This is a genomic window from Aliidiomarina sanyensis, from assembly GCF_003987175.1.
Lineage (GTDB): Bacteria > Pseudomonadota > Gammaproteobacteria > Enterobacterales > Alteromonadaceae > Aliidiomarina > Aliidiomarina sanyensis.
The window spans coordinates 245,718-271,451 of the sequence record NZ_PIPM01000003.1 but is presented as its reverse complement, the minus strand read 5'-3'; the positions used below and the strand labels follow the sequence as shown (position 1 = coordinate 271,451).

Here is a 25,734-nt window from a genome sequence, read left to right as displayed (position 1 = left end):
AATTAATTCTCTTCCGGGATGAGTTCGACCCGCTCGAGAACAATGGGGGTGACCGGTACATCGGGAAAGCCGGTTTCTTCGTGGGTATGGGTTTCGACTGCCGCCAAATCATAAAGGAGTTCCGCATTTTCGATTACCCGACCGAATACGGCGTAACCCCAGCGGCGCGGGCTGGGATTCAAACTGTCGTTATCTTTGACATTGAAATAGAACTGGCGTCGGGCTGAATGCGGTGCTTGTTGACGCGCCATAGCGATGGTGCCAAATTCATTGCGCAAGCCATTTCCCGACTCGTTAATAACGGTTGGACCTTCGGGCAGGGCATCCCAGTTACTTTTATACCCTCCGCCTTGTACTACAAAATCATCAATCACGCGGTTAAATAATGTGTCGTTATAGCTCCCACTGACCACGTGCTCAAGGAAATGCTCGACGGTTTTTGGAGCTCGCCAGCGGTCCAGTTCGACAACCATGTCACCCATACTGGTGACGAAGCGTACTTTTGGATACAGGTTATCCGGTTGCGTATTCGCGCTCGCGGCGAACGATGCAGCGCTTGCGACGAGGGCGAGACAGAACGCCAAAGAAAGCGAAAGGATTGTTTTCATGATGATCTCCTGTTCGGAAGCCAATCCGAAACCTAGTTATGGGGTTCCGACCTGTAAAAATTGTTTGAGTTCGGGTTCTTGCATGAGTGCATTGAGGGTTGCATTCAAATTGCGGTTAAAGTCGCGCTCAAGCCGAGCATGGTCGAGTCGACGGAAGCTTTGCGGACCCATCCGTGTCGTCATTTCCACCTCGACTTGCGTATTTCCCCGCACACCGTGGGCGCTCAATACCACGCTGTGATTGACCTCATACTCATTTCCACGCCGCACGGCACGAATCAATGCTTCCTCAATGACTAAAGTAAGCTGTGTTTGTGCTTGGCCGACGACGGATAAACCGCGCTGGAGTTCTTCACTGATCAGAGTAGCCACCGGTGTCTGAGACGTGGCAAACTCCGCATTGTCCAGGCTATGTTCCACACGCAAGATATGATTGTGCGTTCGTCTATCGAGCACCGTGAGCTGAATGGGGCGAAGTTCGACTTGTCCTTCGCTCAAGAGCGTCGGGGTATTCACCGTTACGGCAAGCGCCGATGGGGTGGAGACCGGGGTGCTGCTACAGGCGCTTAAGGCAAGCAGCGGAAGTGTAAAAACTATCGTACGGATGACGGGGAATGCATTCGACATTGCGATAACGTCCTACCAAGGCTCAACCAAGAATATTTTGGATATCGGGCAATAAGGTATACGATTATGGGCAGCGAGTCATCCTCAGTGCTGTGGAATGGCGAAAACGAATTGAAAAGGTAGTAAGCATGAAACTTGCGTTTGCAGAAGTAACCGGGTGGGGCAAATGTGTGCCACCTGCCATTATGACGAATCACGATCTGGCGACCTTTATGGAAACGTCTGACGAGTGGATTCGCACACGCACCGGAATTGAAGAGCGTCGCGTAAGCGCGGTTGGCACCTCGGCAATGGCGACGGTTGCGGCGCGCAATGCATTGGCTGCCGCCGATCTAGATCCCGCTGAAATTGATCTTATCATTGTGGGTACTTGTACGCCCGATGAGATCATTCCGAATGTTGCGTCCAAGGTTCAGCAAGATCTCGGCGCCAAGAATGCGGCGGCTTTCGATTTGAATGCGGCCTGCAGCAGTTTCTTCTATGCCATGCACTTCGCCACCTCATCGATCCGCATTGGCATGCACAAAAAAGTTCTCATTATTGGTGCTGAGCGTTTGACCCGCATTCTTGATTGGACTAAACGCGAGAGTGCCGTGCTGTTTGGCGATGGCGCAGGAGCTATGGTCCTCGAAGCTACTGATAAAGAGGTGGGACTTTTGAGTTCAAAAGTATCCTGTGATGCCGATGCCCGCGATGTATTGTCACTGGATTTTGGCATGAGCTTTGATCGCTACCAGTTTGATGGCGTCATGCCATTTAATTTTGAGGGGCAGGAAATCTTCAAGCGTGCGGTGAAAGGAATGAGCGCGGCGGTTGAGGGTGTTTTCAAAGAGACTGGATTGGCAGTCGATGATATTGACGTGCTGATTCCACATCAAGCCAATAAGCGGTTGATCGATTTTCTGGCGAAAATGTGTAAGGTGCCGGAAGAAAAAACCATGATTAATATCCAGAAATATGGCAATACATCGTCCGCGACCCTGCCGATTGCTTATTGCGAAGCACTCGAAACGGGTATGGTAAAACCGGGTGACAGTATTATTTCTGCAGTGTTTGGCGGCGGCTTGACCTGTGGCGCAGGATTGATTGTGTGGGGCGACCGTGTCACTCCGTTGCAAAATAACCAGATGGAATTGGAGCAGGGTGCTGACCAATCTGCGCTGGATTTGATTCTTCCACTGTTTGAGGGGTCAAAGAAAGCGTGGGAAGCACGGGGCAAATAGTCCGAGTATTCAATCGTGAAAAACCCGCGAAATCGCGGGTTTTTTATGGCTCTCGAACGAAGGCGGTTATCGCTTGGCTTTCGCTGCAATAATCGCTTGCGTCTCAGGGCTTGCGAGAACCTGAAGGAAATCTTTCAGTTCGCGTTGAATGCGCTCGTTAATCGGCTCTGGTTGGGCTTTGAGTAAACGTTTGGAGCGGCGTAGCGATTGCAAAGGTTTTTTGGCCAACTCGGCTGCCACGGTATTCAGATGGTCGGCGAGTCCTGCGGCCGGCAACACCTGGTTAATGATATTCAGCTCATACGCTTTTTTGGCATCAAATGGGGCCCCCAGAAGGAGTAGCTCGGCTGCCTTCGCATGCCCGCACAAGAGCGGCACTAACTGGCTTGAGCCTGCCTCTGGAACCAGTCCCATATCGACAAATGGCATCACAAAGGTAGTGCCTTCAGCCGCATAGATTAGATCACAATGGAGGAGGAGTGTCGTTCCAATCCCAATCGCCGCGCCTTGCACACCGGCAACTAAGGTAACGTCGACGGACGCAATGGTTTCTAAGAACTGGAAGACCGGTGAATCCGATTTGAGCTCACCGTGGCGCAAGAAATCAGCAAGGTCGTTGCCCGCGCAAAAGAGATCCCCTTCACCAGTAAATACCACCGCGGCAATATCATCCCGTGCATTCGCCGCACGCAACGTATCCGTCATGGTTTGGTACATGTCTTGTGTGAGGGCATTTTTCTTGGCTGGGCGGTTAAGATGGATACGAATAATCCGTTCGTGCTCTGTGACGTGAACCAAGGCGTCAGTCATGATAAGTCTCTTCTTGCTATGAATCGTGTGCCCACCATAGCACTGGTCGGGCCACAAGAAAAGAGATGACCCCACCAGCCACACCCCGGCGCACACTACCCCAACTACGGCTGCTCCCTTCCGGGCCTGACCGGGTTCGCTGGTTCGTGTCGCGAGGGGACCAATGGGGTCACCGCGGCGGATTATCCCCGATGGGCCGGTCATTTACAAGGGATAGGTATTTGCCTGCTGATTTTATACACAGTTTGTCAGAGTATCCTTGGCAGATCGGTCCACAGAAAGATTGTCGCTCTGATTATTTTTCCGTAGCATGGGGGAAAACTGGTCTCAGGGCGTCGTTGCTTCCAGCGGACCAGACGACAGACTCAGAGAATCGGCACTCATGAAAAAGAATAAAGAACCGGTGTACTATGGAGAGTACCTCGGGTTAGACAAGCTATTGTCTTCACAACACCCAGTTAGTCCACGCTATGGGGACGAGGCACATGATGAAACGCTATTCATCATCGTGCACCAAGCATATGAATTATGGTTCAAGCAGATCATTCATGAACTGCGCTCCATCTTACACATCTTCCGTGCAGAACATATCCCTGATGAGGCCTTGATGACGGTTGTGCATCGTTTGAAGCGCATCGTGACGATTCAAGACCTGCTGAATCACCAGATTGACGTCATGGAGACCATGACAGCGCAAGATTTTCTGGAATTTCGGGACTATTTGGTGCCGGCGTCAGGCTTTCAGAGTATTCAATTCAAAGAAATTGAAATCAGCCTTGGGGTGAAGCGAGATAAACGGATTGCGTTTGATCAGGCTTCTTTCTACAACCGCATTAACGATGAAGACCGCGCGTTTTTGGAATCGCTCGAAGATCAGCCTGATCTGTTTGAGCGAGTCGACGCCTGGTTGGCTCGGATGCCTTTCCTCGAAACGAACGACTTTAGTTTTTGGAAACATTACCAGCAAGCGATTCATCTTCAGATTGAAGCGGACCGCGAGATAGTCGAAGGAAACACCTTATTAAGTGAAACGGAGCGGGCACAAGAGCTGCAAGAACTCGAAGCAACTGCCGAGAACTTTGCTGGTTTGTTTGACGCGAGCCGATATGCGCGCATGCAGGAGGAAGGACGGGTACGACTGTCGCAGCCAGCGATGCAAGCCGCTTTATTTATAGAAATGTATCGCGAGGAGCCGGTGTTTAACCTGCCGTACCAGGTCTTGAGCGCACTGGTTGATATTGACGAGAAGCTGACCATATGGCGCTATCGTCATGCGATGATGGTGCAGCGGATGTTGGGCTCGAAGATTGGTACGGGTGGTTCCAGTGGGCATGAGTATCTCAAGCGCACCACAGAGAAGAACCGTATTTTTGCGGATTTTATGAATTTAGCGACGTACCTATTACCGAAAGCTGCATTGCCTCCGTTGCCGGCATCTGTAAAGGATAGTTTACGTCGTAGCGCATCGTAGCCAACGCATCGCGTTGGGGTTTGCTTTCAACCCTTACACCCAACGCGGTGCGTTGGCTACGGTCACGCTGCGTTGGTTACACAAGGAGAAGTTAATGGAATCTCTTGATACAGTTGAAAAAACGAACGCTGTCTTCGCCCGGTTGCGGGAACGGGCGCGGATGCGTTCACCGGAACTGCGTGAAGAATGGTTCGAAGCGACCTTGTTCAAGACGCGGACTCTTCATGTCGAAGATTATCTTGCGGAGGCAGAGCGCAATGCCCGCACACTGGCGCGTACGCCCGAGAGTGCACCGACGTATGATTTTATCCGTGAAGTCGTGGAGGCCCAATTGATGGCTCTTGTCCAAGCACTCTATCGCGATGAACCCCGCTAAATACGGGAAACTCAGCTGACCTCTGACCCGCTCTTCGAAAAAATCCTACATTCGTTACAATATTTTGTTAAAATGCCTTGCATCCGGTATGCTCTTTGCTATATTCGGGTCGTCAGGGAACAAAAGCGCTGTGCGAGCTCGAGCGAGTAAAATCCTCGGATCAAACTCCCGAAATGGCATTAGGCTGCTTTAATACATTGAAATTACAATAAAAATATCATGTTTTCTGGCTTCGGCAGGGTTTTTGACACGTTTTCCGCACGTTTTTGCACTTCGCAAAGCTATGCACAAAATTGTGACAATTCGTACGTTTAAGGTGTTGCCCCCCTGTTTTTTTTGCATTAGTATCGAAACGATTGGGATGTAAATTTGCGTTCCTAACAGAAGTACAAAGAGAACTTTGTGCGCAATAAACCTAAAAATCACAAAAAGTGATCCAGGGAGAAAATACATGTACACCAATAATAAACTGGCTAAGTCTATCCGCTTAGCATTAATGTTTGGTGCTGCTGCAACTGCGGTGACTGGCGTAGCCAGCGCTCAAGAACAGCAGCAAGAAGAAGAAGCAACAGCTGAGCGCGTTGAGCGGATCCAGGTTACTGGTTCTCGTATCCAGCGTACAGATATGGAAGGTGCTCTGCCAGTTACCGTCATCGACCGTGAGGCGATTGACCTGTCAGGTGAAACTTCTGTTTCTGACTTGCTTCGTAACACAACTTTCAACACTTCTGGTTCATTCCGTCCACAGTCAGGTAACGCTGCACAGGGTACTTCTACTGTAAGCTTACGTGGTCTGGGTTCTTCACGTACCTTGGTTCTGTTAGATGGTCGTCGTCTGCCGACTTCACCTTCTACTGGTTCTAGCCAAGACTTGAACGTTGTACCAATGGCTGCTGTTGAGCGTATCGAAATCCTGTCTGACGGTGCATCTGCGGTATACGGTTCTGATGCAATCGGTGGTGTAATCAACATCGTAACTCGTCGCGACTTCAACGGCGTTGAAGCTCGTTACGGTCAATCACGCGTCAGCATCCCAGAGACGGGCGGCGACCGTGAAGAAGGTTCTATCGTATTCGGTTCTTCAAGCGACACGACCCGGATCATCGGTGGTATCTCATTCAACAGCCGTGACATCATTTTTGAGCGTCACTTCCCATGGGTACAGCCGGGTAACTCAATCTACGGTAATAACATTACTGAGACTGACAACTCAGGTGGTTTCCGTGCGGTGAGCCCAGAAACCTGTGCGGACACAGTCAACTTCCGCACCGTTCCTTTGGCAGCGGATCCCAGTCTGGTAGGTTGTCAATATAACTTCAATGCGACTAACGCGAACGAAGCTTCTACTGGTAACCAAGGTCTGTTCTTGAAAGCTGAGCACGACGTAAACGATGACTGGACTGTGTTCATGAACGCGAGCTACTCGAAAGCGAAATCTTTCGGTCGTTACGCGCCTTCATTGAACGATCCAGGATCGCAGCTGAATGCGAATAGTTGGAATAACCCAACCAACCCAGAAAGTGAGTTGTTCAACGAAACTTACTTCAACCAAGGCCGCAATATCGGTTTGGATGCATATAATGCATGGTTGGCAGGGGAGACCACCTTCCCAGGTGATAACACCGTGGTTGCGCGGACTGACGAAGACGGTAACGTCATCGGCGGACGGGTAACAGGAAACCGTGACCTGAAATACTGGCACCGTTTCGCATCAATCGGTAACCGTGACAGCTACGTTGACAACTACTCAACTGACCTGATGTTTGGTGCATCTGGCCGTGTGGGTGAAGTTGACCTAGACTTCGGCGCTCGTACTAGCCGTTCAAAAGTATTTGACATCGGTTACAACTACTTGCTCCGTTCGCAAGCTGACGTCAACACCAACATCACTGTGTCGCAGCGTAACCAGCGCGAAGCGGCTGGCGGTGTATACTATGACCTACGCGATCCATTAGGCTCACGTTACACGTCTGAAGCTCAGCGGCAAGCGTATGCAGCTCTGATTAACGGTATGAACGTAACCATCTCACGTGTATCTGAGTTCGAGCAGCGCGAAGCGTTCGGTTCAGCATCATTCGACGTGATGGAATTCGGTGCGGGCATGATCCAAGCCGCTGTTGGTTTTGAGTATCGTGAAGAAACTTACGTTGACCAATACGACGCGCTGTCAGAAGCAGGCGTGGTAGGTGGTTCTGCAGGTAACTCTGCGGGTGGTTCACGTGACGTGACTTCAGCGTATGCAGAGATCTTGGTTCCAGTTACTTATGACTTCGAACTGAACTTCGCAGCACGTTTCGATGATTACTCTGACTACGGTTCAGACTTCTCACCAAAAGTGAGCTTCCGCTGGACTCCGCTAGAGAACTTGTTGGTTCGTGGTTCTTACGGTGAAGGTTTCCGCGCACCAACGCTGGATATCATCACGCAGCAGCCTTCTTCAGGTAACCCTGCGGTTTCTGACCCAGCAACCTGTTTGAACTTCTCTGCACCTGCGACCTGTTCTGTTCAGGTACGTCAGCTGACTGAAGCGAACCCTGACCTTGAGTCTGAGCAATCGAAGCAGTACTCAATCGGTGTTGCGTATCAGCCACTGGATTGGTTCAACTTCTCAGTCGATTACTGGAAAGTGGAAATCACCAACCGTATCGCGTTCTTCGGTGCAACCACGTTGTTGAACCGTGAGCGTCTGGGTCAGCCAATCCCAGCAGGTCTGGGTGTAAACCGGAACCCGAACGTAAGCTTTGCAGGACAGGTTCCAGCTGGTTCACCAGTTAACCCAATCATCGACGTGAACGCCGGTTACGGTAACGACGGTTCAATCGATATCGAAGGTTTCGACTTCAACGCGCGGACCAACTTTGACTTTGGTGAGTACGGTGCACTTCGTCAAAACTTGCAGTGGGCGTACACGCGTTCATTCAAGATCGACGGTGGTCAGAGCTTCGTAGGTGAAATCGGTGATCCGAAGTATCGTGCAACGTTGCAAAACGTGTACAGCATCAGCGACTTCGACATTTCGTGGAACATGAATGTCATCGGCCGTCAGCAAAGCTCTACCAATCCTGATGACCGTGTCGCAACTTGGGTAACCAACGACGTTCAGTTGACTTGGAATGCTCCATGGGATGCGCGTCTGTCAGTTGGTGCTCAGAACGTGTTTGAGAAAGAGCCGCAACTGCGTTCGTTCGGTGGACGTGCCTACAACTTCAACCTGTACAACGCGTTCGGACGTATCACTTACTTCCGTTACACGCAACGCTTCTAAGCCAAGCGCTTAAGAAATGTGATGTACAGGTATGACCAATAAGTCATATCGTCAAACGGCCCTCTCCTGAGGGCCGTTTTTTTATTCTGGCCGTCAATCTTTGGTGCGGGGTAGGGGAAGCGCTAATTAAATAAATATGCATCAGCAAATTTTCATGCAATTCAATTACTTGAGTCTGCAACAGTTTCTGGGGGTAAACCCTCAAAAGGAACTTCTCGAAGGTGCCTCGGTCTATTAAAGCGTGTGTAGTGATAAAAATTCACGAAAACTAATTAAAAAATCGCTCTTTCTTGGTTATGCTACTGCCCTCGGGTTGGAAGAACCGCTACTTTCCTCATGGTAAGTCTGCATAGACACCGCCGTCACAAATTTGTCAAAAATGCCCGGTTGACACACTCCGCGGGTTCGTGGGAGTATTCAGGCAATGCTATTTTTAGAAAATAGCGTATATTTGGTGTAGAAAATCTTTTTCATCACTCACACAACTGGGTCCTGAGCATTACCAGGCGACGCCCTTCTGTGCGTTCTTACCTGTTAACCGCAATGGATGAAGTTTAGTCAAATTGGTTGGGAACTATGACCACAGTAATCAAACGAAGCAAAATCGCTGCCGCCGTGGTAGGTGTGATGGCGCTGACAGGGGTTAGCGTTGCTGCTGCAAGCAACACGTCCTTGTCTCAGTTACAGTCGGAGCATATGCAAACTGCACGCGCTCAGGCTGCTTCTCAAGAACGAATTGACTCTCTCTTTGAGCAAAGCCGTGAGCTGCTGGCGGACTATCGCCAAGTCGTTGCTCAATACGAAGCTCTGAAGCTCTATAACGACCACGTGCAGCGTCTGATCGACGATCAAAACGCACAGCTCGAGTCGTTGCAGCGTCAGATCGACGGTATCGAAGAAACACGTCAAGGCGTTGTTCCTCTGATGTACAAAATGATTGATGCTCTGGACGAGTTCGTTCAGCTGGATATTCCGATTCACCGCGAGCAGCGGGAACGTCGAGTTGAGCGTCTGCGTGAGATTATGACTCGCTCTGATGTAACGGATTCTGAGAAGTTCCGTCAGATCGTCGAAGCATATCAGATCGAAATGGACTACGGTGTTGGCTTGGTTGCCTATCAGGGCACACTCCAATACGGCGGCCAAGATATCGCAGTGGACTACTTCCATATGGGTCGTGTGGCCTTTATGGCACAGTCACTGGATATGCGTAACGCATGGTTGTGGGATAACGACAACCGTGAGTGGTTGCGTGTCGAAGATTCGTTCCTGAGCCCATTGACTCAGGCCATTCGGATGTCTCGTCGTCAAACTGCGTATGACGTCGTGCGTCTGCCAATCTTTGCCGCGGAGAGTGCAGAATGAAAAAGGTAATGAAGAATTTGATGATTGCCGTCGCTGGGGTAACCCTCGCGGCTTCAGCTGCTTTCTCTGCTTCAGCACAGGAAGCACGTTCACTTGATGAACTTCTCCAATTGGTTCAACAGCAGCGTGCTGCGGCACAACGCATTGACCAAGAGCGCGAGCGTCGCTTTATGGACGACCGTGCAGATAAGCAAGCGTTGTTGCGTCAAGCGCAACAAGACCTGCGCAACGAAGAGCAACGCAGCCAGCGTTTGCAAGAGCGTTATGCGCAAAATGAAATCGATATCGGTAACAAAGAAACCGAACTCGATAACATGGTTGGAACGCTTGGTGAAATCTTCGGTGTAATCCGGGGTGCTGCGTCAGACACGATCGGTCGTATCTCGACCTCTATCGTGAGCGCACAATTCCCAGGACGTCACCAAGTTCTTGAAAGTTTGTCTCAGGCGCGTGAGTTGCCGAGCATCGACGAACTTGAAGAACTGTGGCTTGCACTTCTTACTGAAATGACCGAATCAGGCAAAGTAGCGCGCTATCAAGGCGAAGTGACTCTGCTAGACGGCGGTTCAGAAGTTCGCGATATCATCCGTATCGGTGCATTTAACCTGATTTCAAGTGGTGAATACTTGCTGTTCAATGACTCAACAGGTCAAGTTCAGCCTATCGGTCGTCAGCCAGCGGGCTACATTTTGCGTGCAGCACGTAACTTCGAAGATACAACTTCAGGTTATGCGGGCGTGTATGTTGACCCATCACGTGGCCAGATCTTGAGCCTGTTGACTCAGCGCGCGACTCTGATGGAACGGTATCACCAAGGTCAGACCGTTGGTTATGCAATCACGGTTGTCCTAATTCTTGGTTTCATTATCGCAATCTACAAGTTGGTCACTCTGACTGCTGTAGGTGGCGCGATCCGTCGTCAGTTGAAGAACACGGATAATCCTTCAAGTAGCAACCCACTGGGTCGTATCCTGAAGGTTTACCATGAGAACCCGAGCACAGACGCGGAAAACCTTGAGCTGAAACTAGACGAAGCGATTCTGCGTGAAACGCCGAAGATCGAGTCTGGTGTAAACATTATAAAGATCCTTGCAGCGATTGCGCCTCTGATGGGTCTGTTAGGTACGGTTGTTGGTATGATCGGTACCTTCCAGTCAATCACTCTGTTCGGTACCGGTGACCCGCGTATCATGGCAGGTGACATCTCGATGGCACTCGTAACCACCGCGATGGGTCTGATTGCAGCACTGCCGCTTATCGTTATCCACTCAATTGTGGCTTCGAAGAGCAAATCTATCCTGCACGTCTTGGATGAGCAGGCTGCTGGTATTGTCGCTTCTCACGCTGAGAAGAAGGGAGCGTAAGCCATGCAATTGTACCTGATGGGACTATGGGAAACTGTCAGGGATTTTATTGGCACAGGTGGTGACGTTTTATACCTTGTGTTCTTTGCGCTACTTATCATGTGGATTGTTATGATTGAGCGCGCCTGGTATCTCTTTGGTGTGTTTCCGCAAGAGCGGAAACGCATCCTCGAGTCCTGGAACACTCGCAAAGACACCACCTCCTGGTACGCACATAGAATCCGTGAAGCATGGATTTCCGAAGCGTCCGAGAAACTTTCAGCGCGGATGCTAGTGCTGAAGACGATGATTGCCATCTGTCCGTTAATCGGACTGCTTGGTACGGTCACCGGTATGATCGCTGTATTTGAAATTATGGCGGTTCAAGGTACAGGTAACCCACGTCTGATGGCTGGCGGTATTTCTATGGCTACGATTCCGACTATGGCGGGAATGGTGGCAGCACTGTCCGGAATGTTCTTTGCTCAGCGCCTTGACGCGCGGATTAAAGCAGCAAAAGAACAGCTCATTGACAGCATGCCACATCATTAAGAGAGACATACTATGGCACGTAAACGTTTACGCGAAGAAGAAGAGGCAACACTAGACATGACGCCGATGCTCGACATCGTCTTCATCATGTTGATCTTCTTTATCGTAACGACTTCGTTCGTGAAAGAAGCAGGTATTGATGTAAATCGTCCTGAGGCTTCACAAGCGACGCAGAAACCTTCGGCCAACATCTTTATCGCTATCCGTGAAAACGGTGAGGTATGGATGGATCGCCGTCAGGTCGATATCGAGCGGGTTGCCGCTAACCTGGAACGTCTATTGGCAGAACAACCAACCGATATGGTGGTGATTCAGGCTGATGAAGGCGCTCGTCACGGAATCGTGGTGCGCGTGATGGACCAGATTAAAGAAGCAGGCATTGCCCAAATTTCAATTGCAGCGGAGAACGATTAATTATGGTGCGCATCTTAGTATCAATACTAATAGGCGCTGCTGTTACCTTTCTGCTGTTTGTCTTTATGGCATATCTAATCAGTGGAGGGGCGCAGCGGAACGATCCGCCTGAGCCCCCAACTCGGATTGATATTGTTGGTGCTCCGCCGGAGCAGGATGTGGATACGCGTCGTCGGACGCCTCCACCACCACCAGAGCCACCTGAACAACCACCGGAGACGCCTCAGGCCGAACCGGATGCATCAGATGATGCAGTGTCGTTCAGTATGGATCTTGGCGGTGTCGATCTTGGTTCAGCGACCACGGGTCTTGAAGGCCCTGGTACGTTAAGCCGAGATGGTGATGCACAACCGATTGTTCGGGTTGAGCCTCGCTATCCGCCTGCGGCGGCACGAGACGGCATTGAAGGATGGGTACGCTTGCGCTTTACGATCGACGAGACGGGCGGCGTGACAGACATCGAAGTGATTGAGTCACAACCGCGTCGTATTTTCGACCAAGAAGCTCGCCGGGCTTTGGCACGTTGGCGTTATGCGCCGCGGGTTGTGGACGGTCGTCCACAGCGCCAAGAAGGCCTGACGGTTCAGCTAGACTTCACAATGGATGGGAACTAACTCATGAAAACACGTATCACAATGATCTTGTGTGCTGCGGTCGTGGCAATGGGTTTGACACTATCCGCACCGGTCACTGCTCAAGACGTGGGTTTTACGATCCCGTCGCAAGAGGAAGTGCAACGTCAACGGGATAACCGTCGCTCTCAAGCGCTCGGGGACCGTGTAGCGCGTCGGGTTATGGACGCATTCGAGCAGTACGAAGAAGACAACGTCCGTGGGGCGATTGAGACGCTTCGAGGCGCGACTGTGCGAACCGACTACGACCGTGCATACGTTGCTCGCTTCTTGGGTGCAATGTATGCGGCATTGGAAGATGATCCTCGTGCGCCTTCACTGGCGATCGAGAATCTGCGTGCCGCCATTGAGCCTGATGTACTTGGTTGGAACGATCAACGTGCGTCCTTGCAGTTGTTGGGTAACCTATACCTCACGCAGGACGATTATCGCAGAGCACTCGAGTATTTTGAGCGCTACCTGAAGTTCGTCGGTGAATGGGAGCCTGATGTCTTGATTCGTATGGCATCAGCTCACATGGAGCTACGTAACTACAATATGGTGGTGAACTTTGCTGAGAAAGCACTGCAGCATATGGACCGTCCAAACCGGAACCCGTATTTGCTGATGATTGCGGCGCATTACGAAAGTAATAACGTGCGAGGCGCTATTGACGCGCTCGAGCGCGGAATTACAGCGCTGCCGGAAGAAAAGCAATGGTGGGGCCAGCTTGGCATGTTCTACATGCTTGATGAAAATTATGATCGTGCTCTTGCGACCATGCGCATCGCTTACGATGCTGGGTATCTAGAGCGTGAGAATGATTTCCGTGCGTTGGTTCAGTTGTTCTCGAACAACGGAATTCCATTCCATGCTGCTGAAGTGATGATGCGTCACATCGATCGCGGTCAGATTTCAGGTACACCTCAGAACTTCTCAAGTGCAGCGCGTGCGTATCACGCATCTCGAGAGTTCCGTCGTGCAGCTGATGCCTATCGCAAAGCGATTGAAGCGTCAGACGACACCAGTGCGAATCAGGACTTCTACCGTCGGATTGGCGATGCACTGTTGTTGGCTGAGCGCTATCGCGAAGCAGCACCGGCGTTCCAGGAAGCGATTCGCTTGCTGCCGTCAGGTGAAGATGCAGGTCGTCTGTACATGTCACTTGCAGAAGCATACTTCTACAGCAACCAGTACCGTCAAGCCTATGATGCTGCGAATCGTGCGACCCGTTGGTCAAGCACTCGTCGCAATGCAGAAAACTGGGCGGCGTACATTAAGGATACGGCAGAGCGCCGTGGTCAAAGCGTTGGCGGCTAACGTCGAACGAAATCCTTGAAAAAACAAACCGGAGCCTCGTGCTCCGGTTTTTTTTGGGAACTTTCTAAATTTTTCAGGATCAGATATGATCGCCACCCCCGATTACGTTGTACGAGGAGCAGCCAAGATGGCCGATCATGGCGAATTTAAAGAACCAACACGCGTCAAACACTTAATTATTGCAGCCGTCGCCTTTGTAGGCATCGCGTTGCTGCCCGTTGTTCTGCGGGTTATAAGCCTATTTACTGGCGCGTAATAACGTTTCACACCCCGCTTATCGTGGCCTTTCTGCCCGAAAGCTTTCGTCGGACACTTTCTCCTTAAGTGGCGACAAACCTATTTGTAATATGAGGAAGACATGGCATTATCGCTTTTACTGGTTGAAGATAACGCACGGACGCGCGACCATATTTTGGAGATCCTCGAACAGACTCCCTATCAGGTCGACGTCGCCGTTGATGGACTTGATGGACTCAATCAGGCGCGCAGGACATGTTATGACGTGGTCTTAATTGACCATAAAATGCCGCTGATGGATGGCTTGTTGCTGGTGAAGAATCTTCGCGATGAAGAACAGTACAGCGAGACGCCCATTCTGTTTATGACGACCTCAGAGCCAGAGCAGATCCGCGATAAAGCACAGCGTTTCGGGGCAAATCATGTCCTTGGAAAGCCGCTCAATGCAGGCGAACTCTTGGGTAAATTAAAACAACTATCACCACGTGACGTAGCCTAATGACTCATTATGTCGCTGCCGATATGCGCAGCAGTTATATCGCTCGCCGGATTACACCGGTTGAGAATTTCCCCCAGCCAGGGATCCGTTTCCGTGACATTACACCGGCGCTGCAAGATGCACGTGCGCTCCGGAACAGCATTGATTTGTTTGCTGAGCGCTATGAAAATGTCGGAATCACCCAGATTGTCGCAATCGAGGCACGCGGGTTTATTTTTTCCGCCGCGCTCGCGGACCGGCTTGGCGTGGGCCTTACCCTGATTCGTAAACCCGGCAAATTGCCACGGGAAGTCTTCTCCACGAGTTATATGCTCGAGTACGGTGATGACGTCCTCGAGTTGCACAAAGATGGTCTGAAGGTGCGCGACAAAGTCATTATTATGGATGACATGCTGGCGACCGGTGGCACCATGAGTGCTGCCGTGGAGTTGGTGCGCAAGACCCCGGCACAAATTTATGAAGCCGCCTTCGTGTGCGAGCTGCTTTATTTGAATGGTCGAAAAGCGCTCGATAGTATCGGTGTAAATAGCTTTGCAATTTGCTCTTTTGACGCATAACTGCGAAGCTGTGTTCCAATTATTTTAATCTTCCGGAGTACGCATGAGTTATCAGGTGCTGGCAAGGAAATGGCGGCCACGTAACTTTTCCGAAGTGGTGGGGCAGCAGCATGTGCTTGAGGCGTTGAGTAATGCCCTTACCCATCAGCGCCTCCATCACGCGTACCTCCTGACCGGCACCCGCGGGGTTGGTAAAACCACCATTGCGCGTATTCTGTCTCGCTCATTGAATTGCGCGACCGGTATTACTGCGACCCCTTGTGGTGAATGTTCCGCCTGTGTCGACATTGAAGCAGGTCGGTTCGTTGATTTAATGGAGATTGACGCGGCGTCCCGAACAAAAGTCGAAGACACCCGTGAAATCCTTGAGAACGTTCAGTATCGGCCAACCTCAGGCCGTTACAAAGTGTACCTAATTGATGAGGTGCACATGTTATCGCGGCACAGCTTCAATGCCCTGTTGAAGACGCTAGAAGAGCCGCCACCCCACGTTATCTTCCTCCTCGCTACCACGGATCCGGACAAGCTGCCGATTACCGTATTGTCGCGGTGCTTGCAGTTCCATCTGCGTGCCTTGACGCGCAATGAGATTGAAACCCAATTGGCGCATATCCTGAATGCCGAGCAGATTCCCTATGATACCGCTGCATTGCAGCTACTTGCGCGTTCTGCACAGGGGTCGATGCGTGATGCGTTAAGTCTCACAGATCAAGCAATTGCCCAGGGAAATCAGGCGGTTCATGAGAGCCAAGTGGCAGCGATGTTGGGCCGTATCGATCCACATAATGTACTGCAATTGCTGCGTGACATTTTAGCCGGTGAGGATGCACAGGTCATTGAACATGCCCGGCGTCTTGTTGATAAGATGGCGGATATCGGTGCGCTCCTCCCCGAACTGCAGAATGCGTTGCATCAGCTAGCGTTAGCCCACAGTTCTGCAGACTACCTTGACGCAGAATTTGCGCCGCATCGCGAGGCTATTCAGCAGCTGCTTCAGGCTGTGCCTTCTGCCACTTGGTCGTTATTCTATCGGCTGGTCGTCGAAGGGCGCAAAGAACAGCCGTTTGCACCGGATGCATTATCCTGCGTTGAAATGACCCTCCTGCGTTTACTCGCATTCCGGCCTGACATTGCGGGGGCTGCATTGCCTCAATTTGCGCAGTCAAGCGGCGTAGCTGAAACCGAAAAAAAAAACAGTGACAGTTCCAAGCCGGTCAATTCCGTAGAGCCCGCACAGCCCACAAAGCCCACAAAGCCCGCAAAGCCAAATACGCCTCCCTCAGAAATTGCAGAAGACGTTCCTGCTTGGCTTGATGCCGCTGACTCGGATGCCGATGAGGACTACGATGGCTTGGATGAGGCGGAGATTGCATCGTTGGATGCGCAGCAGCGTGATCTGGAAGCCGACGCTGCACAGCAGCGCGAAGCGCAACCGCCTTCAGCTCCTCTGCCGAAGGAAGGGTATCCTCCAAGTCATGAAGGAACGGATCTTAAGTCGCTCCTCGCCACGCGTGAACAAATAGCTGCGCGGCGGCGGGCAAAGCCTTCTATCGGAGGGGCTTCTACGCCGGAACAACAAGAAAAACCCGCAGCGACTGCGCCACCGCGTGCGAGACATGTCGAAACACAATCTGCGAACATACCGGCGGAGTCTGTTCCAGAACCTGATGCGCAGCCATCAGCCTCGTCTCCCGACGAGACCGAGCGTTCTGAACCGATTTCACCCACGGAACCCACATCATCGGATGCTTCATCGGCGACGCCTGAGACGCGGTTCGCGCGCGAGATTGATGGATGGAGCGCTCGCATTGATGATAGCGGGTTGACGGGGATGTCACGCCAGGTTCTGCTTAATTCAGTATGGACTTCCGACAAAGGGGTTCTACTGATCGATGAATCACAACGTATGCTGCTCAACGACAGCATGCACGCCGCATTTCATACGTTACTTGCGGACTCACTCGCGGGTCGCGAACTCGTGATTGAGTTTGGTACCCCGGAGCAAACACCTGCTCAAATTCAACAGGAAATCGATGCGCAACGCCAAAAGCGCGCAGAACAACGTGCTTCCGAACATCCAGATATTACCGTGCTGCGCAAACAGCTCGATGCGGTGATTTCTGATGTGCGGCCCTCCGACGATTGAGTGAGCGTGGCATCATGGGTGACTCGACATCAGTAAATCAATCGCTCTCGCACCTCGCACAACTGGAAAGTGAGGCCATCGCGATATTTCGGGAAGTTGTCGCCCAAATGGCGAACCCTGTCTTGCTCTATTCGATCGGTAAAGACTCTTCGGTCCTTTTGCACCTTGCTCGCAAAGCATTTGCTCCAGAGCCACTGCCATTTCCGTTGCTGCACATTGATACCACTTGGAAGTTCCGCGAGATGATTGCTTTTCGGGATGCCACGGCGGAAAAGTTTGGTTTGGATCTGCACGTGTATACGCAGCCGCAAGGTCAAGCGGATGGTCTCACTCCTTTTAGCCATGGCAGTGCCCGTTATACCGACGTTATGAAGACCCAAGCGTTGCGGGAAGCGCTCGCACGCGGCGCTTATGACGCGGCGTTTGGTGGTGCGCGCCGTGATGAGGAGCGCTCGCGTGCTAAAGAACGCGTATTTTCACACCGCAACAGTGAGCAGCGCTGGGATCCGAAAAACCAGCGTCCAGAATTGTGGGGTATTTTCAATGGGGCGTGTGGTCCCGGTGAGAGCTTCCGAGTTTTTCCGCTGTCTAATTGGACGGAGCAGGATATTTGGCAGTACATCGCAGCTGAGAATATCGCCATTCCCTCGCTTTACTTTGCCAAAGAACGTCCCTGTGTTCAGCGTGATGGGAAGTGGTTTATGGTTGATGACGATCGCTTTCCACTGCTCGAAAACGAACAACCTGTCCTTAAGCGAGTCCGTTTTCGGACGCTCGGTTGTTATCCGTTGACCGCGGCAATTGAATCGGATGCAACGACGGTGGCCGAAATTATTGAGGAAATGGCCCATATCCGAGTTTCGGAGCGGGAAGGGCGCTTGATTGATTCCGATTCACCGCATGCGATGGAGCAGAAGAAACGCGAGGGGTACTTTTAGTGAACACCGAAAAAGCATTGTTGCGTTTCTTAACCTGCGGCAGTGTTGACGACGGAAAAAGTACGCTGATCGGGCGATTACTCTACGATACGGCATCCATCTACGACGACCAACTCACCCGCCTAACCCAAGACAGCAAACGGATTGGCACACAACGAGACGGTCTAGATTTTGCGTTGCTGGTGGATGGCCTCGAGGCGGAACGTGAGCAGGGCATTACCATTGATGTGGCCTATCGTTATTTCAGCACGGATACCCGCAAATTTATCATCGCCGATGCGCCGGGGCATGAGCAATATACCCGCAATATGGCCACTGCTGCCTCGGTGTGTGATGTCGCGGTGATCTTGATTGATGCGCGCTTTGGTGTGCAAACACAGACGCGTCGGCATAGTTTTATTTGTGCGCTGATGGGCATTCAACATGTCATTGTGGCGGTCAATAAGATGGATGCGGTGCAGTTCGATCAAGCTGTTTATAAGCAGATTCAGCAAGACTACCTCGCTCTCATTGGTCAGCTCGATATTCCCGACGTGCGTTTTGTCCCGATGTGTGCGCTGACGGGGGATAACGTGGTTCATCCGAGCGAGCAGATGCCGTGGTTCCGCGGACAGCCGCTGTTGCACTATTTGCACGGGATTGACGTGCAGCAAGCCCGCGCCGGTGAGCATTTCCGCTTTCCGGTGCAACGAGTCAGTCGGCCAAGTGCGTCGTTTCGGGGATATCAAGGGCGTATCACTTCGGGGTCGATTCAGGTGGGTGACTCGATTCGCTTGATGAGTACTGGAGCGGTCTCACGGATTACCGACATCCGGCTTGGCGAGCAGTCACTTAGCCAAGCACAAGCACCTCAATCGGTCACCCTGTGTATCGCTGATGCACTCGATGTGAGCCGCGGTGACTTGCTGGTCGACAAGCAACATTTGAGTCAGCTAAGTGATCGGTTGCGAGCGCGTGTATTGTGGTTTGCTGCTCGACCCCTGGAACCCGGCGCTCAGTTTACGCTGCAGTTTTTGACTAAACAGACGCGTGCGCGCGTTGAACGGCTGCACCATCAAATTGATGTGAATTCGTTTGCTGAAGTTCCGGCGGTGATGCTGTCCTGTAATGACATTGGCGTCGTGGATCTGCGCTGTGCCGAGTCTGTCGCTTTTGATGATTATGTGAGCCATCGAGAGACTGGTGCGTTTCTTCTGGTAGATAACACAACCGGGCAAACGGTGGCCGCCGGGATGGTGCAACGGGCGTTGCCTCGTGCGGGAAGCGCGTCAACTCCAGCCGCGGCAGGGCAATCAGACGTTGAAGGGAATCCGAATGCGAACATTCGTTGGCATGTGCCTTCGGTGACATCCCATGAACGAGCTGCAGTGCGAGGACATCGCCCCTGCGTGGTTTGGTTTACTGGGCTATCCGGTTCTGGAAAGAGCACCCTTGCGCACGCATTAGACCGTCGCTTGTTTGATATGGGGTGCCAGAGTTTTGTGCTTGACGGGGATAACCTGCGCCATGGTTTGAACAAAGATCTTGGTTTTACCCCGGAAAGCCGCTCTGAAAATGTGCGGCGTACCGCCGAGGTTGCCAAGTTGCTGACCGATGCAGGAATCATCGTGAACGCTGCAATTATTTCACCCTTTACTGAGGATCGCGCAACGGTGCGGGCACATTTGAGCGAGGCGGTGGATTTCCTCGAAGTCTTTGTTGATACGCCGCTCGAAGAATGTGAACGGCGAGACCCAAAGAATCTGTATAAGCGAGCCCGTGCGGGAGAAATTGCAAACTTTACCGGCATCAGTTCACCCTATGAGACGCCGGTTGCACCGGATGTCCACTTGTATCCCGCCAAGGACTCGATTGAGGACTGTGTAGAGCAGGTATTTCAAGCGTTGGTGAATCGCGGCATCTTAACCCAAACATAATCGTGGCCAACCATGTTGGGCGCGGCCTGCCCCCAACGCTCCGTTACGGAACATGCGTTGGCAACATCTGGATGGTTTTGTGGTAGCATTACGCCCACTTTGTTGTTTATCAAAAGAGAGAGTTTACCCATGTTTAAAGGTGGTCTAGGCAATATGATGAAGCAAGCGCAGCAAATGCAAGAGCAAATGCAGCGTGTGCAAGAAGAGATTGCAAGCATGGAAGTCACAGGTGAAGCTGGGGCTGGTATGGTCAAAGTCACCATGTATGGAAACCACAACGTGAAACGTGTCGCGATTGACCCGAGTTTGTTTGGTGATGAAGACGATCGTGAAATGCTTGAGGACCTGATTGCTGCAGCGACCAACGATGCGGTGCGTCGAGTGGAAGAAACCAGCAAAGAAAAAATGAGTAAAATCGCCGGTGGCATGGGATTACCACCCGGTATGAAGCTACCTTTCTAAATTGACGTACGCCTGAGGGGAGCCGATGAAGAAGTTTAGTCCTGCGATCACGGCACTGATGGATGCCCTTCGGGTATTGCCTGGTGTCGGGCAAAAAACCGCTCAGCGCATGGCATTTCAGCTCCTTGATCGGCAGCGGGACGGCGCACAGCGACTCGGTGAAGCGTTACAGAACGCACTTGCCGTAGTTGGACGTTGTGAGCGGTGCCGCACCCTCAGTGAACATCCCATTTGTTATATCTGTGCCGATTCGGAACGGGCGCAAGAGCAATCCTTGTGTATCGTTGAATCCCCCAGTGACGTTCTTGCGGTCGAACAAACCGGTCAATTTCAAGGCCAATATTTTGTTCTGATGGGCCGCCTGTCGCCCCTCGACGGCATAGGTCCTGCGGATATTGGCCTTGATGTCCTGGAAGCCCGTTTTCGCGAAGGCTCGATTCAAGAAGTTATCTTGGCAACCAATCCAACGCTTGAAGGGGATACGACGGCTCATTTTATCGCCGACCTTGCTAAACGTTATGGTATTCGTGCATCCCGCATTGCACATGGGGTTCCGGTCGGCGGCGAGCTTGAATACGTTGACCATACCACCCTGGGACACGCTTTTTCCGGTCGAAAAAACGTTTTTTGACCCCATCATTTCAAATTATATCCGCAATCTGTCATATTAAATGTTGCCATGACGTTCATTTGTCATACAATGGCAATAATAGTGGAAAACCACTATAACCCTCCAATTATGTTCCAAAGCGCAGTGAAGCAGTATTCCGACCAGGTAGGTCAGTTTTTCTAACCGGAACAAGGGAATAACAACAATTTACCGGGACGATTCATTATGAGTGAATTCTTAGAACAAAAACGCACTCCGATCAGCATAGCGATTGGATGTTTACTTGCGGGTACCGTCTTTAGCGTCACTGCGCAAGAAAACGAAGAACAACAAGAACAACAAGCATCTGAGCGGCCAGAGCGCATTACAGTGCTCGGCTCGCGGATTCGTAGCGATGGTCTGGATCAAGCTTCACCTGTTGAAGTGATTAGTGCAGCGGACGCGTTAAGCCAAGGTTTAGGTTCACTCGGTGAGCTCCTTCGGACTTCAACGGTTGCTGCCGGCTCAAACCAAATCACTGCAGCCACATCGTCTTCAATTACTGAAGGTGGTGCGGGTGTTGAAACGGTTTCATTGCGTGGTTTAGGTGCCAACCGGACGCTCGTTCTCTTAAATGGTCGTCGGATCGGACCTGCGGGAACGCGTGGTCAGGTCTCAGCATTTGACTTGAACATCATGCCGCTTGCAGCGGTTGATCGGGTTGAAATCCTCAAAGACGGCGCGTCCTCTTTGTACGGTTCAGATGCGGTTGCCGGGGTTGTGAACATCATCACCCGTACCGGTGATGAGTCTGTCTTCAATGCAAATTACAGCAAACCTGAACAAAGCGGTGGCGAGACCTTGCGCTTGAGTGGCTCGATTGGCCGTTCATTTGATCGGGGTTCGGTCCGTGTGGTTGCTGATTACCGGAAAGACCGTGAATTGGCGCGTGGCGACCGAGATTTCTACGCCTGTGCTGAATCTTATTTCTTTAACCCAGATAGCGGCGCGCGTGCTGACGTGATCGATCCGCGGACCGGTGAATTCCACTGTAGCGATCTTCCGTGGGGGCACGTGTGGTTGTACGACTACACGCGTTTCTTCGAAGATGGAACCAGTAACGTCCGGCGGGTGGCGGCTCACGTCTTGCCCAGTTCGATTACGACGGAAACCTTGCCCAATGGATCCCTGGCTATCAAGCAGATCCAAACAACCCAGCGCACTTGCGGACGCCAGAAGGCTGGTTCCCAGTCAACTATGACCGCACATCTGCTGGCTTAACCAACGCGAGTCATCCATTCCAAGACTTAACCACGTTGTCCCCTGAGCGTGAAACTCAAACGGTTTTCGCCCATGGTGAATATTGGTTATCTGATCGCACGACGCTATTCGCAGAAGCATTATTGAACCGTCGTGAAACGATTCGAAATGGCTACCGTCAGTTCTGGAACTTGTTCCATTACACCGAAGATGGTGACCAGTGGCTCGGTACTGGCAGCCCGTTGAGTGAAGGCTGGACCGGTGCGTTCATCCTGAGCTCGACGCCTATCACTGACTGGAGTGGTGAGACCATTACCGTTGATTACACGCGCTTTGTGGTCGGTGCGGAAGGTTACATTGGCGACTGGTCGTGGGATGTGAATGCTCAAACCAGCCGTAGCGATGGTGACTATCGAACGAAGATCATCTTTAACGATGCGATTACTCCGCAGCAAGGGATTGGCGCACCATGTGCTGGCCAACCTACACCAGTTCGTGGCGTACCCTGCGTTGATTTACCGTGGCTCGATCCTGAGTTCTTAGCTGGAAATATTTCACAGCAGTATCGTGATTTCTTATTCGGTGAAGAAACAGGTAATACTGTGTACAAGCAACATACAGTGGAAGCTATTTTCTCTGGGGAGCTCTATGAGTTGCCTGCGGGGATGATGCAAGCGGCATTTGGTGCTCAGTATCAGCGGGATGAAATCACCGATACTCCTGGAGAAGTGACTCTGGCAAGCAACACCTGGGGTAGCACGTCTGCGGGTATTACGACGGGTTCGTCAAACACCCGTGCAGTCTTTGGTGAGTTGCAGATTCCAGTGCTTTACGGTGCGCGCTTTGCAGACCGCTTGAACGTTGAGCTATCTGCTCGTCATACGGATGTGTCTGCTTCAGGCAATGACACCACGTATAAAGCTGGATTTAACTGGGACATCGCGCGCGGTTACCGCATCCGTGGTTCACAGGGAACCTCGTTCCGTTCGCCGGCTTTGTATGAGCTATACCTGAACGATCAAACGAGCTTCACGCGTGGTATCGACCCTTGTGTGAACTGGGAAAATGCCTTGGCAAACGGCAACATTCCAGACATCGTGGCACAAAACTGTGCGGCCGATGGTATCCCTGGTGATTATGCCGGTGCTGCTATTAGCACGACGGTTCGCTCAGGTGGTGGTTTCGGTGAGCTTGAAGCGGAAACTTCACTGGCGCGTACACTTGGTTTCGTCTGGACTCCTGACTCTGTTAACTTTGGTTTGAGCATCGATTACTTCGATATCGAAATCAAAGGAGAAGTGACGCAGTTGTCTGCAGGACAAGTGGTGATGGGCTGTTACATGTCGGAAAACTTCGCGACCGAACCTTTCTGTAACCAGTTTGATCGGGATGATGACTTCCGTATCGATACGGTCCGTGCGAACTATCAGAACATCGCGAGTGAGCGCAACCGCGGATATGACTTGATTGCAAGTTACTTCCACGATTTCGACTTCGGTCGTGTATCCGTTCGGTACAACCACACCTATACGATTGAAGCTTCACGTCAGTTGTTTGAGACGAGTGAGCGGGAAGATCGTGCGGGCCGTTTGGGTCGCCCAGAACACGTGGGTACGCTTTTGGTCGGCTTTGACCGCGACAACTGGTCAGTAAACTGGACCACGCGTTATGTTGGTAAATCATCGAACCATGAGTGGTATGGTCAGGGTACATTCCGTGACGACGCTTCATTCTGGGGTGAGCCGGTTCGTGTGGTTCTTGCAACACCAAGCATTTTCTACCACTCCGTATCAGGCACGTATGACTTCAATTCGGGTCTTCGTCTGACGGCGGGTATTGCGAACTTGTTTGACCAAGATCCACCGGTTCTGAGCCGTAGTAACTTCACAAGCCGCGTAGGCCGTTCAGCGTTCTATAGCCAATACGACAACCTCGGTCGTCGTGGCTTTATTGACCTGTCTTACAGCTTCTAATTGAAGTGAGCTTGACGAAAAAATGCCGACGCAAGTCGGCATTTTTATTTGCCCTTGAAAAAGGGAGTCGATACTCTTGAGTGATAATGAGAAAAACGGAACGTCACCATGCCTCGAATTGTTTCTAAGCCCGATACCCTAGATGATCTGAATGGAAATTACGCGCAGGAACGTCTCACGCGTAATGTCTTTATTAATTCGGTTCCGAAATGTGGGACTCACCTTGTGCGCAATATCTTTCGGATGTTTGTGCCGGTGGATCAGCAGTACAAAAAAGCCTTTATTCAGTTACCGATTTTGGATGAGCACAAGCAAGCCTTCAATCCGAAAAATCCGGAACTGAGTTGGGGACACTTATTGTTTTCGGATATCTCAGCCTTTTTATTGCATGAAACGCACAAGCTTGTTTTGGTGCGAGACCCCTATGATTGGGTGATTGCACGCGCTCGCTTTTTGTTGTCGGATAATTTTGAAGGCAATATGGATGTGATCAAAAGCGGCCGGGTCAGCATGGAAGAAATTCTCAATCTGATGATTTTCGGGATGTATCAAAAAGCACCGACCTTGCAGGAAATTTATACGCATAACGCGCTTGCGTGGTTGGGGACGGGGGCGAAACTGGTTCGGTTTGAGGATGTACTTCATCATGTGAAGCATCTTGACACCCCTGAAGCAGAAGCGTACTTCAGCGATCTATTGAGTATTTTAGGGCACGATAAGCTACCGGAAGATTGGCGTGAACGGGTTCGGGTTGGCGCAGATCGCGAGCAATCAGGCACTTATCGTGACAATTTGCGCGGTTTAGATTTTGAATTCCCCAAGGAGCTCCCAGAAACACAGAAGCGCCTCGTGGATGTCCACGCCCCGGGCCTGCGCGCGATCCTCGGTTATACATCGTAACGAACGGTTATTTGGTAACGGCGCGTTGGGGAAAGGAACCATGCCTTCTCCCCAACGCGGTGCGTTGGCTACGATCATCGCTTTCACCCCTCATGCCCAACGCGGTGCGTTGGCTACGATCATCGCTTTCACCCGCATGCCCAACGCGGTGCGTTGGCTACGGTCATCACGCGGCCATGGTATCGGAAAAATCGAAGATAAAGTGTTGAAATGGGTCTGGGTTGGCCCCATGTTTGTTGGGTGATAGGGGGTTGGCCCCGTGTGTACCTAAC

Annotated in this window: 25 protein-coding genes and 1 other RNA gene; 22 read left to right on the top strand and 4 right to left on the bottom strand. The window is 51.5% G+C overall.

Annotated features, from left to right (window positions below; genetic code table 11):
- Positions 1 to 2 precede the first annotated feature (2 nt).
- Together CWE11_RS04995 and CWE11_RS04990 are read right to left on the bottom strand one after the other, a co-directional pair.
- On the bottom strand, positions 3 to 608 hold the full coding sequence (locus CWE11_RS04995) for a peptidylprolyl isomerase (RefSeq protein ID WP_126776492.1): 606 nt from the start codon (positions 606 to 608) through the stop codon (positions 3 to 5).
- Between the two features lie 36 nt (positions 609 to 644).
- On the bottom strand, positions 645 to 1,235 hold the full coding sequence (locus tag CWE11_RS04990; RefSeq protein WP_126776491.1) for a YajG family lipoprotein: 591 nt from the start codon (positions 1,233 to 1,235) through the stop codon (positions 645 to 647).
- A gap of 128 nt (positions 1,236 to 1,363) precedes the next feature.
- Here CWE11_RS04990 and CWE11_RS04985 point away from each other — a divergent pair, with 128 nt between their 5' ends.
- On the top strand, positions 1,364 to 2,458 hold the full coding sequence (locus CWE11_RS04985; protein WP_126776490.1) for a ketoacyl-ACP synthase III: 1,095 nt from the start codon (positions 1,364 to 1,366) through the stop codon (positions 2,456 to 2,458).
- Positions 2,459 to 2,524: 66 nt separating this feature from the next.
- Here the strand turns inward: CWE11_RS04985 and CWE11_RS04980 are convergent, their stop codons facing one another.
- Together CWE11_RS04980 and ffs are read right to left on the bottom strand one after the other, a co-directional pair.
- Positions 2,525 to 3,268: an enoyl-CoA hydratase-related protein gene (locus tag CWE11_RS04980; protein ID WP_126776489.1), complete on the bottom strand. Its 744-nt coding sequence runs from the start codon at positions 3,266 to 3,268 to the stop codon at positions 2,525 to 2,527.
- A 69-nt stretch (positions 3,269 to 3,337) separates the two neighbouring features.
- Positions 3,338 to 3,434: signal recognition particle sRNA small type (gene ffs, locus CWE11_RS04975), an RNA gene on the bottom strand.
- A 216-nt stretch (positions 3,435 to 3,650) separates the two neighbouring features.
- Between ffs and CWE11_RS04970 the strand changes: the two genes are divergently transcribed.
- From CWE11_RS04970 to CWE11_RS04880, 21 genes are all read left to right on the top strand, one after another.
- Entirely contained in the window at positions 3,651 to 4,739 is a 1,089-nt protein-coding gene (locus tag CWE11_RS04970) for a tryptophan 2,3-dioxygenase family protein (protein ID WP_126776488.1), read from the top strand.
- Positions 4,740 to 4,833: 94 nt separating this feature from the next.
- On the top strand, positions 4,834 to 5,115 hold the full coding sequence (priC, locus tag CWE11_RS04965; protein WP_126776487.1) for a primosomal replication protein PriC: 282 nt from the start codon (positions 4,834 to 4,836) through the stop codon (positions 5,113 to 5,115).
- Between the two features lie 451 nt (positions 5,116 to 5,566).
- Positions 5,567 to 8,380, top strand: a complete 2,814-nt coding sequence (locus tag CWE11_RS04960; protein ID WP_126776486.1) for a TonB-dependent receptor — start codon at positions 5,567 to 5,569, stop codon at positions 8,378 to 8,380.
- 576 nt (positions 8,381 to 8,956) lie between these two features.
- On the top strand, positions 8,957 to 9,745 hold the full coding sequence (locus CWE11_RS04955) for a DUF3450 domain-containing protein (protein WP_126776485.1): 789 nt from the start codon (positions 8,957 to 8,959) through the stop codon (positions 9,743 to 9,745).
- Positions 9,742 to 11,109 carry a MotA/TolQ/ExbB proton channel family protein gene (locus tag CWE11_RS04950; protein WP_126776484.1) on the top strand — a complete coding sequence of 456 codons (1,368 nt, stop codon included), beginning with the start codon at positions 9,742 to 9,744 and terminating at the stop codon, positions 11,107 to 11,109. Before CWE11_RS04955 ends, CWE11_RS04950 begins: the two co-directional genes overlap by 4 nt.
- 3 nt (positions 11,110 to 11,112) lie before the next feature.
- Positions 11,113 to 11,640, top strand: coding sequence for a MotA/TolQ/ExbB proton channel family protein (locus CWE11_RS04945; protein WP_126776483.1), 528 nt, complete (start codon positions 11,113 to 11,115; stop codon positions 11,638 to 11,640).
- Between the two features lie 12 nt (positions 11,641 to 11,652).
- The gene (locus tag CWE11_RS04940; protein ID WP_126776482.1) at positions 11,653 to 12,054 is read left to right on the top strand and encodes an ExbD/TolR family protein; all 402 of its coding nucleotides are present in this window, start codon (positions 11,653 to 11,655) and stop codon (positions 12,052 to 12,054) included.
- A 2-nt stretch (positions 12,055 to 12,056) separates the two neighbouring features.
- Positions 12,057 to 12,668 (top strand): energy transducer TonB, encoded by a 612-nt coding sequence (locus CWE11_RS04935; protein WP_126776481.1) that lies wholly within the window; start codon positions 12,057 to 12,059, stop codon positions 12,666 to 12,668.
- A gap of 3 nt (positions 12,669 to 12,671) precedes the next feature.
- Positions 12,672 to 13,985, top strand: coding sequence for a tetratricopeptide repeat protein (locus tag CWE11_RS04930; RefSeq protein WP_126776480.1), 1,314 nt, complete (start codon positions 12,672 to 12,674; stop codon positions 13,983 to 13,985).
- Positions 13,986 to 14,070: 85 nt separating this feature from the next.
- Complete coding sequence (locus tag CWE11_RS12035) at positions 14,071 to 14,241, top strand: hypothetical protein (RefSeq protein WP_157981289.1); 171 nt, start codon at positions 14,071 to 14,073, stop codon at positions 14,239 to 14,241.
- Between the two features lie 102 nt (positions 14,242 to 14,343).
- Entirely contained in the window at positions 14,344 to 14,721 is a 378-nt protein-coding gene (locus CWE11_RS04925) for a response regulator (RefSeq protein WP_126776479.1), read from the top strand.
- Positions 14,721 to 15,278 (top strand): adenine phosphoribosyltransferase, encoded by a 558-nt coding sequence (locus tag CWE11_RS04920; protein ID WP_126776478.1) that lies wholly within the window; start codon positions 14,721 to 14,723, stop codon positions 15,276 to 15,278. Before CWE11_RS04925 ends, CWE11_RS04920 begins: the two co-directional genes overlap by 1 nt.
- A 43-nt stretch (positions 15,279 to 15,321) precedes the next feature.
- The gene (gene dnaX, locus CWE11_RS04915; protein ID WP_126776477.1) at positions 15,322 to 17,424 is read left to right on the top strand and encodes a DNA polymerase III subunit gamma/tau; all 2,103 of its coding nucleotides are present in this window, start codon (positions 15,322 to 15,324) and stop codon (positions 17,422 to 17,424) included.
- A gap of 14 nt (positions 17,425 to 17,438) precedes the next feature.
- Positions 17,439 to 18,362 (top strand): sulfate adenylyltransferase subunit CysD, encoded by a 924-nt coding sequence (gene cysD, locus CWE11_RS04910; RefSeq protein WP_126776476.1) that lies wholly within the window; start codon positions 17,439 to 17,441, stop codon positions 18,360 to 18,362.
- On the top strand, positions 18,362 to 20,278 hold the full coding sequence (gene cysN, locus CWE11_RS04905) for a sulfate adenylyltransferase subunit CysN (RefSeq protein ID WP_126776475.1): 1,917 nt from the start codon (positions 18,362 to 18,364) through the stop codon (positions 20,276 to 20,278). The genes cysD and cysN overlap by 1 nt, the downstream gene beginning before the upstream one ends.
- 129 nt (positions 20,279 to 20,407) lie before the next feature.
- The gene (locus CWE11_RS04900; RefSeq protein ID WP_126776474.1) at positions 20,408 to 20,740 is read left to right on the top strand and encodes a YbaB/EbfC family nucleoid-associated protein; all 333 of its coding nucleotides are present in this window, start codon (positions 20,408 to 20,410) and stop codon (positions 20,738 to 20,740) included.
- Between the two features lie 25 nt (positions 20,741 to 20,765).
- Entirely contained in the window at positions 20,766 to 21,371 is a 606-nt protein-coding gene (gene recR, locus CWE11_RS04895; RefSeq protein ID WP_126776473.1) for a recombination mediator RecR, read from the top strand.
- A gap of 204 nt (positions 21,372 to 21,575) precedes the next feature.
- Positions 21,576 to 22,610, top strand: a complete 1,035-nt coding sequence (locus tag CWE11_RS12135) for a TonB-dependent receptor plug domain-containing protein (RefSeq protein ID WP_241971728.1) — start codon at positions 21,576 to 21,578, stop codon at positions 22,608 to 22,610.
- Positions 22,553 to 24,562 carry a TonB-dependent receptor domain-containing protein gene (locus CWE11_RS04890; RefSeq protein WP_241971727.1) on the top strand — a complete coding sequence of 670 codons (2,010 nt, stop codon included), beginning with the start codon at positions 22,553 to 22,555 and terminating at the stop codon, positions 24,560 to 24,562. Before CWE11_RS12135 ends, CWE11_RS04890 begins: the two co-directional genes overlap by 58 nt.
- A 108-nt stretch (positions 24,563 to 24,670) precedes the next feature.
- Positions 24,671 to 25,462: a hypothetical protein gene (locus CWE11_RS04885; RefSeq protein ID WP_126776472.1), complete on the top strand. Its 792-nt coding sequence runs from the start codon at positions 24,671 to 24,673 to the stop codon at positions 25,460 to 25,462.
- A gap of 40 nt (positions 25,463 to 25,502) precedes the next feature.
- Positions 25,503 to 25,706: a hypothetical protein gene (locus tag CWE11_RS04880; protein WP_126776471.1), complete on the top strand. Its 204-nt coding sequence runs from the start codon at positions 25,503 to 25,505 to the stop codon at positions 25,704 to 25,706.
- The last annotated feature ends 28 nt before the right edge of the window (positions 25,707 to 25,734 follow it).